We start from the raw sequence: 14,943 nt of genomic DNA on the forward strand, positions 1-14,943 counted from the left end.
GGGCAGTCCTTTCATGGCTGGGAGTGGGGCGGCTCGGCGGGCTTCTGACGCGGCAGCGCGGTGAACCGCAGGTCGCCGCCGACCTGAGTGATCTCGGTGAGCTCCAGTTCGAGGGCGTCGGCGATGGTGCCGACCCCGGCGTCGACCAGGGCGGCCCGCCCGTCGCCGAGCAGCTTGGGTGCGATGTATCCGATCACCCGATCGACCAGTCCGGCCGCGAGAAAAGCCCCGGCCAGGGTCGGTCCGCCCTCCAGCAGCACATTGCGCACCCCGCGCGCGTGGAGCTGGGTGAGCATGGCGCTCAGATCGACGCGCCCCTGCGGGTCGCTTCCGGCCTCGGCCGCGGTGACGATCCAGGTGGGTGCGGCCGCGTCGCGCACCCGGGCGTCCTCGGGGGTACGGCCGGCGGAGTCGACCACCACCCGCAGCGGCTGCTTGATCGCCAGCGTGCCGTCGCGCAGGTCCCGCACGGTGAGCTGCGGGTCGTCGGCGAGCACCGTGCCGACGCCCGCGACGATCGCGTCCACGGTGCTGCGCAGCACGTGCACGTCGGCCCGGGACTCGGCCGAGGAGATCCACTGGCTGGTGCCGTCGGCGGCGGCCGAGCGGCCGTCGAGCGTCGCGGCGAACTTCCACGTCACGTACGGCCGGCCCCGCCGCACCGCGGTCAGCCAGGCGATGTTGCCGGCCTCGGCCTCCTCGTGACGCAGCCCCGTCACCACCTCGATGCCGGCGGCACGCAGGGCGGACGCGCCACCGGAGGCCACCGGGTTCGGGTCGTCGACCCCGATCACCACCCGCCGCACGCCCGCTCCGATCAGGGCCTGGGAGCAGGGGCCGGTCCGGCCGGTGTGGTTGCACGGCTCCAGGGAGACCACGCACGTCCCGCCCCGGGCCAGCTCACCGGCCTGCGCCAGCGCCACGATCTCGGCGTGCGGCCCGCCCGCGTAGGCATGGAAACCCTCACCGACCACGTCGCCGTCCGGGCTCAGGAGCACGCAGCCGACGACCGGGTTGGGGCTTGTCGTGCCGAGACCACGGGCGGCCAGCGCGATCGCGCGGCGCATCGCCTCGTCCTCGGTCACCATCGGAGCCTGTCCTCTCGCGCGGCACGGTCACGCGCGACGAGGATGCGGGAGAAACGCCAGGAATCGGACAACCAGGGTACGCTTCGCGCACCCCGGCGGAGCCGCTGCCATGAGGGCACGACTCGCCGATCCCGCGCGCTGTCTCCCATCCGGACTGTCTGACCGGGCTTTCGCCTGATCAACCGTCGGCCCTGGAGTCTCACCAGGTCCACCGGCCGTCGATGGTCGACGTCCGGGTCGCGGGCTTACCGGGCACTTGCGTGCCGGATCACCGCCGGTTCGGAATTTCACCGAGTCCCGCCAGCGCGTGGTGGGTCACCCCCGAGTCTTGCACGCGCCGGCGATTTTGCCACCCGGCCAGCGAGCTACCTCACATCCGGACCACCGGGCGGCGTCCTGAGCCTGCGGCGAGACCGTCCCGTAACTGTGAAAACCGATCGTGTTCTGTATCGTGGCTCGCCATGACTTCGAAGCCGGGGCCCACCCGGTCCGGGCCCCGTCCTCGCCTCGTCGTGATCGACGGCCTCCGTATTCTCGCCGCGCTCACCGTCGCCCTGTGGCACTACACCGGCCGCGACGAAAGCGTGGAGATCATCTGGGGGGTCGACAACACCAAGGCGTTTCCCGGCGTCGACGAGTTCGCCGTCTACGGATGGATGGGCGTCGAGCTGTTCTTCATGATCAGCGGATTCGTCATCTGCATGAGCTGCTGGGGCAAGACCACCGGCACGTTCTTCCGGTCCCGGATCGTCCGGCTCTTCCCGGCCTACTGGGCCGCCGCGCTGATCACCACGGTCGTGCTGAAGATCTGGGACTCCTCCGCCGTCAAGGCGCGCGACTGGTACGAGGTCCTCACCAACCTGACCATGATGCAGCGGCCGCTCGGGGCGGGGCCGGTCGAGGGCGTCTACTGGACGCTCTGGGTCGAGGCCCGGTTCTACCTGCTCTTCGCGTTCCTGGTGTGGTTCGGGCTGTCGCTGCGCCGGGCGGTGGTCTTCGGCTACGCCTGGCTGATCGCCTCGGTGACGCTGGTCCGGCTCGAAGAACCGCTGATCAACACGATGCTGATGGCGAGCTACGCGCCGCTGTTCGTGGCCGGCATCGCCTTCTACCTGATCCACCGGTTCGGCTCGGACATCGTGCTCTGGGGACTCGTCGCCTTCTCGTACCTGCTGGCGCAGCACCACATCATCGGCCGGCTCAGGGACGTCGGGAAGAACGAGGCGCACCGGCAACTGTCCGAGCACGTCGGCGTCGGCCTGATCACGCTGTTCTTCGTCGTGATGGCGCTCATCGCGCTCGGGTACACCTCGAAGATCCAGTGGCGCTGGCTGACCACGGCCGGCCTGCTGACCTACCCGTTCTACCTGCTGCACGAGAACATCGGCTGGCTGATCATCGAGCACCTGCACGAGCACCTGCACTGGTGGGTCGTGCTGGGCGGCACCACGGCGACCATGCTCGTCGCCGCCTACCTGCTGCACCGGCTCGTCGAGCGCCCGCTGTCGGCGTGGCTCAACACCCGGATCGCCGCGGCCGCCAGCATCCCCGGCCGGTACCGCACCGCGCCCGACGCCCCGGACGAAACACCGGCCGTGCGATCCGAGGTGCCGGTCGCGCCCGCATCCCCGGAACACGCACCCGCAGCACAGGCACCCGCAGCACAGGTATCGATGTCACAGGCGTCTGTGTCACCCGCACCGGTCTCGCCCGCGCCGATCGGGCCGGTGTCGCCCGGGCCGGTGCCGGATCAGCGTCCCGGCATGGACGGCGACACCCTGGTGCTGCCGGCCATCCGGGACTGAGCCGCCGCCGCGCGACGGTCGGTCACTCCGGGTCCTCGCCGCGGCGGCGGTCGATCGCCACGTACGACCCCGGCTGGGACTTGGCCACTTTCTTCATCTCCGAGGCGACCGCGATCACGACCCGCGGATCGGTGAACCGGCGGCCCTCCAGGGTCGCCTGCGCCACCCCGATGGAGAGCGTCACCAGGGCCGCCTTCTGCTTGTTGCCGCGCCGGTCGGGCACCTCGATGAAGCCACGCCGGGCGTCCTCCGGCTCGTAGAGGCGGTCGGCCGCCTCCTCGAAGTCGGTGACCGTGCGCTTGGTGAGCGGCAGCACCTGGTCCGGCGTGCAGATGAAGACGAAGTCGTCGCCGCCGATGTGCCCCATGAAGATCGACGGCGGGCCGGTCTTGGAGCTCGCCCGCTGCAGGCTGCGGGCGAGCGCGATGATGAAGTCGTCGCCGCGGTCGAACCCGTACACGTCGTTGACGCTCTTGAACCGGTCGATGTCGATGTAGCCGACCGAGTACTCCCCGCCGACCCGCATCCGCTCGGAGATCTCCCGGCGGACCCGGGCGTTCCCCGGCAGGCCGGTCAGCGGCGACACCTCGCGGGCGTCCTTGTTGCGCCGCAGCGTGGTCATCACGCGGGCCATCAACTCGGCCGTGTCGAACGGTTTGACCAGGTAGTCGTCGGCGCCCGCGGTCAGGCCGACGACCTTGTCCACGGTCATGCTCTTGGCGGTCAGCATGATCACCGGCAGCGCGGAGGTGAGCGGCTCGGCCCGCAGCCGGCGGACCAGTTCGACACCGTCCATCCGCGGCATCATCCAGTCGACGACCGCGAGGTTCGGCCGGTGCGTCTCCATCATCTCGAGCGCCTCCTGGCCGTCCCTGGCCCGGATCACGTCGAAGCCGTGCACCTTGAGGTTGAACTCGACGAAGCTGGCGATGTCCTGGTCGTCGTCGACCACCAGGATGAGATCCGGACCCTCCTCGGGGTCCAGCTCCGGATCGACCTCGGGCTCAGCCGCGCTCATCGCACCTTCCTGTGCCTGCCGGGGGCTGGAGTAGCGGTATCGGTTCCGATGATGGGCCCTGGCCCGCCCCTCACGCCACCCCCATCGCGCGAGCGGCGAGTCCGCGGAGCTTGGCGATCGCCTCGGCCGGGTCGGCGGCGCCGTAGACCGCGGTGCCGGCGACGAACGCGTCGGCACCCGCCTCGGCGGCCTGCTCGATGGTGTCCGCCGCGATGCCGCCGTCCACCTCGAGCCGGATCTGAAGGTTGTTGACCCGGGCACGGCGGCGCACGTCGCGGACCTTGTCCAGCATCTCCGGGAGGAACGCCTGGCCGCCGAAGCCCGCCTTGATCGTCATGATCAGGATGGTGTCCAGGTAGGGCAGCAGCTCCAGGTACGGCTCGACGGGGGTGTCCCGGTCGATCGCCAGCCCGGCCTTGGCACCGGCCGACCGCAGCGTCTTGGCGAGCGCCACCGGGTCGTCGCAGGCCTCCGCGTGGAAGGTGACGTTGTAGGCGCCGGCCTCCGCGTACGCCGGGGCCCAGCGCTGCGGGTCCGTGATCATGAGGTGCACGTCGAACGGGATGCTCGTCGCCTTCCGCAGGCTCTGCACCACGGGCAGGCCCAGCGTCAGGTTCGGCACGAAATGGTTGTCCATCACATCGACGTGGACCCAGTCGGCCGCTCCCTCGATGGCACGAACCTCCTCCCCGAGCCGGGAGAAGTCGGAGGCGAGGATGCTCGGCGCGATGATCGGCGACTGTTCCACGGCTGAAAGTGTATGACTTCCCGGCTGCCACCTGGCGCGACGGCCCCCAGACCGGCCCGGGACAGTTCTGTGTACGACGGCGATCTCTGTATCGTTACGCGCCATGACCGAAGCTCCCGGCCGGCGGCGCCCCTCCGCCGGCGGCCGACTCGCGGCCCTGGACGGGCTGCGCCTGATCGCCGCGCTCTTCGTCGCGCTGTACCACTACACCGGTTATGCGCCGGGCGTCCGGGACGCCTGGGGCATCACCCGCGAGACGGCCTTCCCCCACCTGCACAAGATCGGGCAGTACGGCTGGCTCGGCGTCGAACTGTTCTTCATGATCAGCGGGTTCGTGATCTGCATGAGCAGCTGGGGCCGCTCCCCCGGCGCGTTCTTCCGCTCCCGCGTGACCCGGCTCTTCCCGGCGTACTGGGCCGCCATCGTGATCACCACGGTGGTGCTCTTCCTCTGGCCGGTGGTCCGCGAGCACAAGCGCTGGAACGACGTCGTGATCAACTTCTCGATGATGCAGGAGGCGGTCGGCGCCGCACACGTGGACGCGGTCTACTGGACGCTCTGGAACGAAGGGCTCTTCTACCTGCTCTTCGCGTTCGTCGTCTGGCGCGGGCTCACCCTGAAAAGAGCGATCATCTTCGGGTACGGGTGGCTGATCGCCGCCATGCTCGCGCAGAACTCCGGCGTCCCGCTGCTCAAGACGTTCCTCCAGCCCGGGTACGCGTCGTTCTTCGTCGCCGGCATCGCCCTGTACCTGATCCACCGGTTCGGGCCCGACCTGCTCCTGTGGGGCCTGCTCGGGCTCTCGTTCGTGCTGTCGCAGTACTGGGCCGACCGCCTGCTGCGGCACTACAACAACCGGTACGACGTCGACATGTCCCCGCTCGTCGGCGCCGCCCTGGTCACGGTCTTCTTCGCGGTGCTGACGCTCGTCGCGCTCGGGTACACGTCCCGGATCCGGTGGCGCTGGCTGACCACGGCGGGCGTCCTGACGTACCCGTTCTACCTGCTGCACGAGAACGTCGGCTGGACCGTGATCTACGGGATCCGCGGGTTCGGCCCGCCGCTGGTGATGCTCGGCGCGGCCATCGTGATCATGCTGCTGGCGGCATACCTGCTGCACCGGCTGATCGAGAAACCGCTGGCCCGGGTCATGAAGCGCAAACTGGACGAGGCGGCGGCGTCGCTCGGCCGGGACGACCGGTTCGGCCGGCCCGCCGGCCCGCCGGCTGCTCCGGCGCCCGCCTCACCGCCCGCTGACACGCCGGCTGGGCATCCGGCGCCCGCCCAGCGGGAGCCGTCCGCGGCCGACACCCTGGTGATTCCGGGGGTCAGCCGCAGCGGCGGCAACTGACCCCGTCACGAACGAAGAGGCCGGGCCCGTCGCGGGCCCGGCCTCTCGTCGTCCCAGCCTTGTTCAGGCCGTCCCGGTATCAGTCCCGGATCAGCTGGTGCGGCGCAGGACTGCCAGGAACATGGCGTCCGTGCCGTGCCGGTGCGGCCACAACTGCACCGTCGGCCCGGCACCCAGACCCGGCATCCCCGGCGGCAGCAGCGGGCGGGCATCCACGAAGTCCACCTCGACACCGCTGCGGCGGGCGCCCTCGCTGACCGTCACCTGCGTCTCCACCATGTGCGGGGAACACGTCACGTAGGCGACCACGCCGCCCGGCCGTACCGCCCGCAGCGCCGCCACCAGCAGCTCCCGCTGCAGTTTCGTCAGCGGGGGCAGATCCGCCGGCTGGCGGCGCCAGCGCGACTCCGGCCGGCGGCGCAGCGAACCCAGCCCGGTGCACGGCGCATCCACCAGCACCCGGTCGAACGACTCCTCCGGCAGGTCCGGGTCACGGCCCACCGACCGGCCGTCCACCGGCAGCACCGTCACCGGCATCCCCTCGGTGGCCTGATCCACCAGGCGGGCCCGGTGCTCGGCCACCTCCACCGCGGTCACCTCGGCACCCCGGCCGGTGGCGATCGCACCGAGCAGACCCGTCTTGCCACCCGGGCCGGCACACAGGTCCAGCCAGCGGGTGTCCCGGCCCTCGAGCGGCGCCGCCAGCAGCGCGGCGGCCACCAGCTGGGAACCCTCGTCCTGGACGTGGGCGCGACCCTCCCGGATCGCGGCCAGGTCGCGCGGGGCGCCGCCGTTCAGGTACACCGCGTACGGCGAGAACGCACCCGGAACCCCGCCCACCTCGTCGGCCAGGTCGACCGCGTCGGCCCGGCCCGGACGGGCACACAGGTGCACGGCCGGCGGCTGGTTGTCCTCGATCAGCAGGCGGGCCGTGTCCTCCAGGTCGCCACCGAGCGACTCGGCGAACGACCGGATGATCCACTGCGGGTGGTGGTGCATGACCGACAGGTTGGCGATCGGGTCGGCCGCGTAATCCGGTGCGACCTTCTCCAGCCACGCGTCGAGCGGGGTCTCCGAGACCGTCCGCATCACCGCGTTGGCGAAACCGGCCGCACCCGGCGCCACCGAACGCACCAGGTCGACGGTCTGGTTCACCGCGGCGTGCGGCGGCACCCGGGTGTAGAGCAGCTGATAAACGCCGAGGCGCAGCGCGTCCCGGGCCGGCGGGTCGATCCGGGCGACATCCCGGCCGGCCGCATCCGCGATGATCAGGTCGAGGGTGCCGAGCGCGCGGAGCGTCCCGTAGGTCAACTCCGTCGCGAACGCCGCGTCCCGCCCGTGCAGCCCCATCCCGCCGAGGATCTCGGAGAGGACCAGGTTCGCGTACGCGTCGTCGCGGTGCACCGCGGCGATCGCCTCGTACGCCGCCTGCCGCGCCGGATCCGACGGCGGACGACCGGCCCGCGGCGCGCGGCCGCTCCGCTCGTCCCGGCCGTACCCCGGACCGGCCGGCCGGATCGGCCGCCCGCCGTGCGGCCGCGAGGCCCGATGTTCCGTCACGCCAGTTTCTCCCCTGCCTGAATTCGTGTCCCACGCGCCCAATCCGTGGCCGCCATGGGCTTCTTGCCTGCCGCCCGCACCTCACCGAGGATCACCGGGGTGGTCGCGGTGCCGACCAGCACCTGCGAACGCTCCACCAGCAGCTCACCCGGCGGCAACGACGGGACGTTCGCCACCGGCCGCACCGGGCCCAGCTTCAGCCGGTCACCGCGCAGCGTCGTCCACGCGCCGGGCGCCGGGGTGCAGGCACGGATCCGCCGGTCCACCGCGAACGCCGGGTCGTCCCAGCGGATCCGGGCGTCGTCGGCGGTCAGTTTCGGTGCGAACGAGACACCGTCGTGCGGCTGCGGATGCGCCCGCGCGGTGCCCGCCTCGATCGCGTCGAGGACCGCCACCAGCAGGCCCGCGCCCTCGGTGGCGAGACGACCCAGCAGGTCGCCGGACGTGTCGTTGAAGCGGATCTGCTCGGTGAGCGTGCCGTAGACCGGGCCGGTGTCCAGCCCCGCCTCCAGCTCGAAGACGCTGGCGCCGGTCACCGAGTCGCCGTGCAGGACGGCGTGCTGCACCGGGGCGGCACCCCGCCAGGCCGGCAGCAGCGAGAAGTGCAGGTTCAACCAGCCGCGCGCCGGGATCTCCAGCGCGGACGGCGGGACGAGGGCGCCGTACGCCACCACGGGCACACAGTCCGGCGCGATCTGCCGCAGCCGCTCCTGGAACTCGGGGTCCCGCGGCTTCTCCGGCGTCAGCACCTCGATGCCGCGCTCGTCGGCCCAGGCACCCACCGGGGACCGGACCAGCCGGCGGCCGCGGCCGGCGGGGGCGTCCGGACGTGTCACGACGGCGACCAGGTCGTGCCCGGAAGCGGCGATCGCCTCCAGACTCGGCACCGCCACCTCGGGCGTGCCGGCGAAGACCAGGCGCATTCCGGTCACCGGCCCAGCCCGAAGATGCCCCGGCCGTGCGGGCTCTCCTTGATGGTGGGCGGCTTGGCGGCGTCGTACCACTCGGCGGACCGGATCTGCCGCATCGCGTCCTTGCGGGCGGCGGCGTCCAGCCGGTCCAGGAAGAGCACGCCGTCGAGGTGGTCGGTCTCGTGCTGCACGCATCGGGCCATCAGACCCGTGCCGACCAGCTGGATGGGATCGCCGTACTCGTTGAAGCCGTTCGCGACCACGTTCTGCCGGCGCTTGGTGTCGACGTAGATCCCCGGGATGGAGAGGCAGCCCTCCGGGCCGTCCTGCTCCTCCTCGTCCGGGAAGGAGAGCACCGGGTTCACGATGTGACCGACCACGTCGTCGACGTCGAACGTGAAGACCCGCAGACCGACACCGAGCTGCGGGGCGGCCAGGCCGGCGCCACCCTCGTCCTGCATGGTCTCGACCAGATCCTTGACCAGGTTGCGCAGTTCCTTGTCGAAGTCGACGACGGGATCGGCCTCGGTGCGCAGGACCGGATCGCCGAAAAGACGGATTTGCTGGACGGTCACGCGGCGGAACTCCTGACTGTGGTGGCTTGCACCCACCCAGTCTACGTTTCGCCCCGCGCCACCCCACCCGTCGTCCCCGACCGCCCCGCGGCTTCGTCCCGGCCGCCCCGCGATCAGAACAGGTCGGCCGGATCGACCTGGATGCGCACCGGCTGCGCGGCCTTGCGGGCGCTGCGCATCGCGGCCGCCTCGTGCAGCGCCCGGGCCAGGTCACCGGCCCGCGACCGGGACACCCGCAGCAGCATGCGCTCCTGGTCCTCGGCCGCCGGCACCGGCCCCAGCACCTCCGCGCCGTCCGGCAGCCGCGTCTGCCCGAGCAGGTCCGCCACCGCCGCCGCGGTCCCGGTGACGCTCGCCATCCGGGCCGCCGGCGGGAACCCCAGCTCCCGGCGCTCCGCCAGCTCCCGGGCCGCGAACCAGCCCGGATCCCAGCGCAACAACGCCTGCACCGGCGCCAGCGAACCGTCCGCCACCACGATCACCTTGCCGCCGGCCCCCGCCGGCCGGGCCAGCGCCGCCGCGTTCAACCAGCGGCGCATCGTCTCCTCGGCGGCCCGCAGATCCGACCGGCTCAGCAGCGCCCACGTGTCCAGCAACAGCACCGCGCCGTAGCCACCGCCGTCGGCCACCGGTTCCGCCCCCGGCGTCGAGACCACCACGGACGCCTCGGCGGGCACCGTGGACAGCACCTCGTCCCGCCCCGACGTGCGCACCGGCACACCCGGGAAGGCCCGGCCCAGCTCCTCGGCGGTGCGCCGGGCCCCGGTCACCGAGGCGCGCAGGCGGCGTTCGCCGCAGGCCGGGCACGCGTACGCCGCCGAAGCGCGCCCGCACCAATGACAGACCGGCACGTCCCGCGCCCCCGGCAGGCCGAGCGGCCCGGAACAGTGCGGGCACCGCGCCGGGGTGCGGCACTCGGCACACGCCACCGCCGGCAGGTACCCCCGCCGCGGCACCTGCACGAGCACCGGCGCCGCGGCCTGCAACGCCTGCCGCGCCGTCTGCCAGGCAAGGCTGGGCAACCGCGCACTCACCGCACCCGGATCGCGCGCCAACTGCGGATCATCCCCGGTCGGCATGATCGCCGGCGACCGCCGCCGCAGCGTCCCCCGATCCGCGACGATCTCCTTGGCCCAGCCGGTCTCGAGCAGCAACTGCGCCTCACCGGTGCGCGCGAACCCGCCCGCCAGCACCGCGCAGTCGGCCAGCTGCGCCCGGGTGAGCAGCACCTCGCGGGCATGCGGGTACGGCGCCCGCGGCTCGGCGTGCACGTCGTCCCCGTCGTCCCAGATCACCACGAGCCCCAGCCGCGGCACCGGCGCCCACATCGCGGCCCTGGTCCCGGCCACCACCGGAACCTGGTGCCGGCTGGCCGCCAGGAATCGCCGGTACCGCTCGGCGGGCCCCAGGGCCGCGTTCAGCGCGACGTGCAGCCCCGGCCCGAGCACCGCGCCGAGCGCCCGGTCCACCCGCTCCAGATCCCGCGCGTCGGCCACCACGACGACCACACCCCGCCCGCCACGCACGGTAGCGGCCGCCGCCTCAGCGATCCGCGTCGCCCAGTCCTCCCCCGGCAGCGCCGACCAGACAGCCCGGGCCGGCCGCCCCTCCGCGAGTGCCCGCAGATAGCCGGGCCCGGTCGGATACGAATCCCAGCCACCCGCCGCAGCCACCCCCTGCCGCGGCGGCAGCGTTCTTCCCGACGCCTCGGCCCCGGACGCCCCGTCAACCTCCCCACGAGCCGCGTCACCAGCCGCAGCGTCCCGTGTCACAGCAACCGCCTCAGCAAGCCCCCCGGAACCCGCGCCACCGTCCTCGACATCAAGCCCCCCGGAACCCGCGCCACCGTCCTCGACATCAAGCCCCACAGAACCCGCACCGCCAGACGACGCACCAAGCCCCACCGAACCCGCAGCGCCGTCCTCAGCATCCTCGGCATCAATCCCTACCGAGCCCGCACCGCCAGTCGCCGCACCAAGCCCCCCGGAAGCCGCGCCGCCAGACAACGCATCAAACCCCGCGGAAGCCGCACCGCCAGACAACTCACCGAGCTTCACGGAAGCCGCGCTGCCAAGCTCAGCATCACGGGCGACCAAAGCCGCGCCGTCGAACGAGGCAGGAAGCCCCACCGCAGGAGCCGCACCGGACCGCGCCGCCGGCTCTGCTGGAGGGCCCTCGCCGGTCTCGGCCTCCCGCTGCGCGACGGCCGGAGTGGCGGCAGCAGCCGTAGTGACGGCAGCGGTAGGAGCGGCGGCGGCAGCCGGAGCGGCGGTGGTAGGAGCGATAACGTCCACCGCGCGTGCGGCAGAAGCAACAGGCGCAACAGTCACGGCCGGAGCGCCGGGGGCAGCACTAGCGGCGAGGGCGGCCGGAGCCTCGGAGGTGGCAGTAGCGGCAGCCGCAGCCGACTCGGCGGCCTTGGCCTCGACCCGTGCGTGCCGCGGCGGCACCGCCAGCCGCAGGACGTCGGCCAGGTTGCCCGCGTAACGCTGCGCCACCGCCCGCGCCAGTCGAAGGATTTCCGGGTCGAGCACCCGCTCGGGCGAGACGATCTTCTCCAGGTAGGCGAGTTTTCCGGCGTGCTCGGACGACTCCACCCGTTCCAGCAGGAACCCGCTCACCAGCTGCCCGGCGAATCGGACCTTGACCCGCACCCCCGGCTGCGCCGCCTCGTCGTCGGACGCCGCCACCAGGTAGTCGAACGCCCGGTCGAGGTGTGGCAACGGCACGTCGACACAGACGCGGGCCACCGGCAGCCTCTCGGCCGGTTCCCGCTCGCTGCGCACACCCTTGAACCCCATCGCCGAACATTCTGCCCGGCCCCTCCGACATTCCCCCGCCGCCCAGACCAGAGGAGGGCCGACCCCGCGGCACTGAACGCGCAGAAGTTGATCTGCTAGCGATGCGAAATCGCTGTGATCAAGGGGCTGAAACCGCGATTTCGCATCGCTAGCAGATCAATAACGCCCTGCGGACCCACCGCAGCGGCTCTCGGCCACCGAGACCGGACGCGAGACCGGACGCGAAAGGCCGGCACCCACCGGGTGCCGGCCTTCACCTGCGAACCAGCTCAGGAAGCGGCGTTCTTCAGGTCCGCCGCCCGGTCGGTGCTCTCCCACCGCAGTTCGGGCAGTTCGCGGCCGAAGTGGCCGTACGCCGCGGTCTGCTGGTAGATCGGGCGCAGCAGGTCCAGGTCGCGGATGATCGCGGCCGGACGCAGGTCGAAGACCTCGTTGATGGCCTTCTCGATCTTCTCGACCGGCACGTTCTCGGTGCCGAACGTCTCTACGAACAGTGACACCGGGTGGGCCTTGCCGATCGCGTACGCCACCTGGGTCTCGCACCGCTCGGCCAGGCCGGCGGCGACGACGTTCTTGGCGACCCAGCGCATCGCGTACGCCGCGGACCGGTCCACCTTCGACGGGTCCTTGCCGGAGAACGCGCCACCGCCGTGGCGGGCGTAGCCACCGTAGGTGTCGACGATGATCTTGCGGCCGGTCAGGCCGGCGTCACCCATCGGGCCGCCGATCTCGAAGCGGCCGGTCGGGTTCACCAGCAGCCGGTAGCCTTCGGTGTCCAGGCCCAGGTTCTCCAGCTCCGGGGCGATCACGTGCTCCCGGATGTCCGGCGTCAGCAGCGACTCCAGCGAGATGTCGGCGGCGTGCTGCGACGACACCACGACGGTGTCCAGCCGCACCGGGCGCAGCCCGTCGTACTCGATGGTGACCTGCGTCTTGCCGTCCGGCCGCAGGTAGGGGATCGTGCCGTCCTTGCGCGCGACGGACAGCCGCCGCGCCAGCCGGTGCGCCAGCGCGATCGGCAGCGGCATCAGCTCCGGCGTCTCCGAGCACGCGAACCCGAACATCATGCCCTGGTCGCCGGCGCCCTGCGCGTCCAGCACGTGCTCGCTGTCGCCGGACCGCAGCTCGATGGCGCTGTCCACACCCTGCGCGATGTCCGGCGACTGCGAGCCGATCGAGACACTCACGCCGCACGACGCGCCGTCGAAACCCTTCTTCGACGAGTCGTACCCGATGCCCAGAATGGTGTCCCGAACGATTTTCGGGATGTCCGCGTAGGCCTGCGTGGTGACCTCACCGGCAACGTGCACCTGGCCGGTCGTGATCAGGGTCTCCACCGCGACGCGACTGCGCGGATCCTGCTCGAGCAGGGCGTCGAGAATGCCGTCGCTGATCTGGTCAGCGATCTTGTCCGGGTGGCCTTCCGTGACCGACTCGGAGGTGAACAGGCGGCGTGCCACGGTGCTCCTCAGATTTGTCGAATACAACGTAACGCGGAAGTCTAGTCAGCCGCGCCGAGCGTGACCGACCTGGGCGTCCAGGCGTGCCACCACGTGGTCCAAAATCATATCCGCCACATCATCTTTGGGGAGTTCCCCGAAGATCGCGGTCGATCCGTCGGCGCCCAGCAGGGTGACCGTGTTCCGGTCCTGCCCGAACACCAGTTCCGGGCCCACCTCGTTAACGACGATCAGGTCGGCGCGTTTCTTCACCAGTTTCGCGCGTGCGTGCTCCAGCGCGTCGTGGGTTTCCGCGGCGAAGGCGACGAGGATCTGCCCGGGACGCTTCGCCGCACCCAGTTCGGCGGCGATGTCCGGGTTCGTGGTCAGGGTGATCGGGTCCGGCGTACCGCCGTCGCTCTTCTTGATCTTCTGGGCCGCGACCGTCTCGGGCCGGAAGTCGGCCGGCGCCGCCGCCATCACCACCGCGTCCGCCGCCGCGAACGCCTCGACGGTCGCCTTGCGCAGCTCCTCGGTGGTGCCGACCCGCACGAGGTCGGCGCCGGCCGGGTCGGGCAGCGACACGTTCGCCGACACGAGGGTCACCTGGGCGCCACGGGCCAGCGCGGCGCGGGCCAGCGCGTACCCCTGCTTGCCGGAGCTGCGGTTGCCGAGGAAACGGACCGGGTCCAGCGGCTCGCGCGTCCCACCGGCGGTGACCACCAGGTGCCGCCCGGCAAGATCAAGGTCAGGACCCCGGCGGTGTACGCGCAACGCGTACTCGAAGATCGCCGCGGGATCCGGCAGCCGCCCCTTCCCGGTGTCCTTGCCGGTGAGCCGCCCGACCGCCGGCTCGATCACGATCGCCCCGCGCTCGCGGAGGGTCGCCACGTTCGCCCGGGTGGCCGGGTTCTCCCACATCTCGGTGTGCATGGCCGGCGCGTAGACGATCGGGCAGGTCGCCGTGAGCAGCGTGTTGGTGAGCAGGTCGTCGGCGATGCCGTGGGCCGCCTTGGCCAGGATGTCCGCGGTGGCCGGCGCGACCACGACGAGTTCGGCGGCCCGGCCGATCCGCACGTGCGGCACCTCGTGCGCGTCGTCGAAGACCTCGGTGGCGACCGGCCGGCCGGAGAGCGCGGCCCAGGTCGGCTCGCCGACGAACTTGAGCGCGGCCGCGGTCGGCACCACGCGCACGCCGTGCCCCGACTCGGTGAACAGGCGCAGCAGCTCACACGCCTTGTAAGCGGCGATGCCACCGCAGACACCCAGGACGACCTCGGTCACGCACGCACCTCGTCAGAGCGGTTGGTCAAAGCAAGCGATCCCGCGCCCAAGATGCGGGACGCGGGATCATCATGGTGGATCGGCGGATTACGGGTTGTCGGTGGGCTCGGCCGTCAGCAGGCCGGCGTTGATCTCCCGCATCGCGATGGAGAGCGGCTTCTCCTGGGGGGTGGTCTCGACCAGCGGGCCGACGTATTCCAGGAGGCCCTCGCCGAGCTGGCTGTAGTACGCGTTGACCTGGCGGGCGCGCTTGGCCGCGAAGATCACCAGCGAGTACTTCGACGAGGTCTTGTCCAGCAGCTCGTCGATCGGCGGGTTGGTGATGCCTTCGGGGTTCGCGATGGTTCCCACTTGTGTCTGCTT

Annotated in this window: 12 protein-coding genes, 1 pseudogene and 1 riboswitch; of the genes and pseudogenes, 2 read left to right on the forward strand and 11 right to left on the reverse strand. The window is 71.7% G+C overall.

Annotated features, from left to right (window positions below; all coding sequences use genetic code 11):
• Positions 1-11: 11 nt before the first annotated feature.
• A complete protein-coding gene (gene ribD, locus LPA41_RS21330; protein WP_229072426.1) occupies positions 12-1,088 on the reverse strand; it encodes a bifunctional diaminohydroxyphosphoribosylaminopyrimidine deaminase/5-amino-6-(5-phosphoribosylamino)uracil reductase RibD in 1,077 nt (358 codons plus the stop codon).
• 133 nt (positions 1,089-1,221) lie between these two features.
• A riboswitch (FMN riboswitch) is annotated at positions 1,222-1,397 on the reverse strand.
• Positions 1,398-1,549: 152 nt separating this feature from the next.
• Here ribD and LPA41_RS21335 point away from each other — a divergent pair.
• Entirely contained in the window at positions 1,550-2,893 is a 1,344-nt protein-coding gene (locus LPA41_RS21335) for an acyltransferase (protein WP_229072427.1), read from the forward strand.
• Positions 2,894-2,915: 22 nt separating this feature from the next.
• Here LPA41_RS21335 and LPA41_RS21340 read toward each other — a convergent pair whose 3' ends face one another.
• Together LPA41_RS21340 and rpe are read right to left on the reverse strand one after the other, a co-directional pair.
• Positions 2,916-3,911, reverse strand: coding sequence for a response regulator (locus tag LPA41_RS21340; RefSeq protein ID WP_229072428.1), 996 nt, complete (start codon positions 3,909-3,911; stop codon positions 2,916-2,918).
• A 70-nt stretch (positions 3,912-3,981) separates the two neighbouring features.
• Positions 3,982-4,659: a ribulose-phosphate 3-epimerase gene (gene rpe, locus LPA41_RS21345; RefSeq protein WP_229072429.1), complete on the reverse strand. Its 678-nt coding sequence runs from the start codon at positions 4,657-4,659 to the stop codon at positions 3,982-3,984.
• Between the two features lie 103 nt (positions 4,660-4,762).
• Between rpe and LPA41_RS21350 the strand changes: the two genes are divergently transcribed.
• Positions 4,763-6,010, forward strand: a complete 1,248-nt coding sequence (locus LPA41_RS21350) for an acyltransferase (RefSeq protein ID WP_229072430.1) — start codon at positions 4,763-4,765, stop codon at positions 6,008-6,010.
• A 90-nt stretch (positions 6,011-6,100) separates the two neighbouring features.
• On the opposite strand, the gene LPA41_RS21355 is transcribed toward LPA41_RS21350, so the two are convergent.
• The 8 genes and pseudogenes from LPA41_RS21355 to rpoZ form a co-directional block, all read right to left on the reverse strand.
• Positions 6,101-7,570 carry an RsmB/NOP family class I SAM-dependent RNA methyltransferase gene (locus LPA41_RS21355; RefSeq protein ID WP_229072431.1) on the reverse strand — a complete coding sequence of 490 codons (1,470 nt, stop codon included), beginning with the start codon at positions 7,568-7,570 and terminating at the stop codon, positions 6,101-6,103.
• A complete protein-coding gene (gene fmt / locus LPA41_RS21360) occupies positions 7,567-8,493 on the reverse strand; it encodes a methionyl-tRNA formyltransferase (protein WP_229072542.1) in 927 nt (308 codons plus the stop codon). Before fmt ends, LPA41_RS21355 begins: the two co-directional genes overlap by 4 nt.
• A gap of 5 nt (positions 8,494-8,498) precedes the next feature.
• Complete coding sequence (def, locus tag LPA41_RS21365) at positions 8,499-9,056, reverse strand: peptide deformylase (protein WP_229072432.1); 558 nt, start codon at positions 9,054-9,056, stop codon at positions 8,499-8,501.
• A 113-nt stretch (positions 9,057-9,169) separates the two neighbouring features.
• Positions 9,170-11,185, reverse strand: a complete 2,016-nt coding sequence (locus LPA41_RS21370) for a primosomal protein N' (RefSeq protein WP_374238193.1) — start codon at positions 11,183-11,185, stop codon at positions 9,170-9,172.
• Positions 11,186-11,512: 327 nt separating this feature from the next.
• Positions 11,513-11,857, reverse strand: a pseudogene (locus LPA41_RS43315) (primosomal protein N'); the annotation flags it as partial.
• 269 nt (positions 11,858-12,126) lie between these two features.
• Complete coding sequence (gene metK, locus LPA41_RS21375) at positions 12,127-13,317, reverse strand: methionine adenosyltransferase (RefSeq protein ID WP_229072434.1); 1,191 nt, start codon at positions 13,315-13,317, stop codon at positions 12,127-12,129.
• 45 nt (positions 13,318-13,362) lie between these two features.
• The gene (gene coaBC, locus LPA41_RS21380) at positions 13,363-14,580 is read right to left on the reverse strand and encodes a bifunctional phosphopantothenoylcysteine decarboxylase/phosphopantothenate--cysteine ligase CoaBC (protein WP_229072435.1); all 1,218 of its coding nucleotides are present in this window, start codon (positions 14,578-14,580) and stop codon (positions 13,363-13,365) included.
• Between the two features lie 87 nt (positions 14,581-14,667).
• Positions 14,668-14,931 carry a DNA-directed RNA polymerase subunit omega gene (gene rpoZ, locus LPA41_RS21385; RefSeq protein ID WP_014446315.1) on the reverse strand — a complete coding sequence of 88 codons (264 nt, stop codon included), beginning with the start codon at positions 14,929-14,931 and terminating at the stop codon, positions 14,668-14,670.
• Between the last annotated feature and the right edge of the window lie 12 nt (positions 14,932-14,943).

The sequence above is a fragment of the Actinoplanes sp. DH11 genome (assembly GCF_020873875.1).
Classification (GTDB): domain Bacteria; phylum Actinomycetota; class Actinomycetes; order Mycobacteriales; family Micromonosporaceae; genus Actinoplanes.

Excerpts from the sequence above, each read along its gene's own strand:
- ribD (WP_229072426.1), bottom strand. The coding sequence starts at position 1,088 with ATGGTGACCGAGGACGAGGCGATGCGCCGCGCGATCGCGCTGGCCGCC.
- LPA41_RS21335 (WP_229072427.1), top strand. The coding sequence starts at position 1,550 with ATGACTTCGAAGCCGGGGCCCACCCGGTCCGGGCCCCGTCCTCGCCTC.
- LPA41_RS21340 (WP_229072428.1), bottom strand. The coding sequence starts at position 3,911 with ATGAGCGCGGCTGAGCCCGAGGTCGATCCGGAGCTGGACCCCGAGGAG.
- LPA41_RS21350 (WP_229072430.1), top strand. The coding sequence starts at position 4,763 with ATGACCGAAGCTCCCGGCCGGCGGCGCCCCTCCGCCGGCGGCCGACTC.
- fmt (WP_229072542.1), bottom strand. The coding sequence starts at position 8,493 with ATGCGCCTGGTCTTCGCCGGCACGCCCGAGGTGGCGGTGCCGAGTCTG.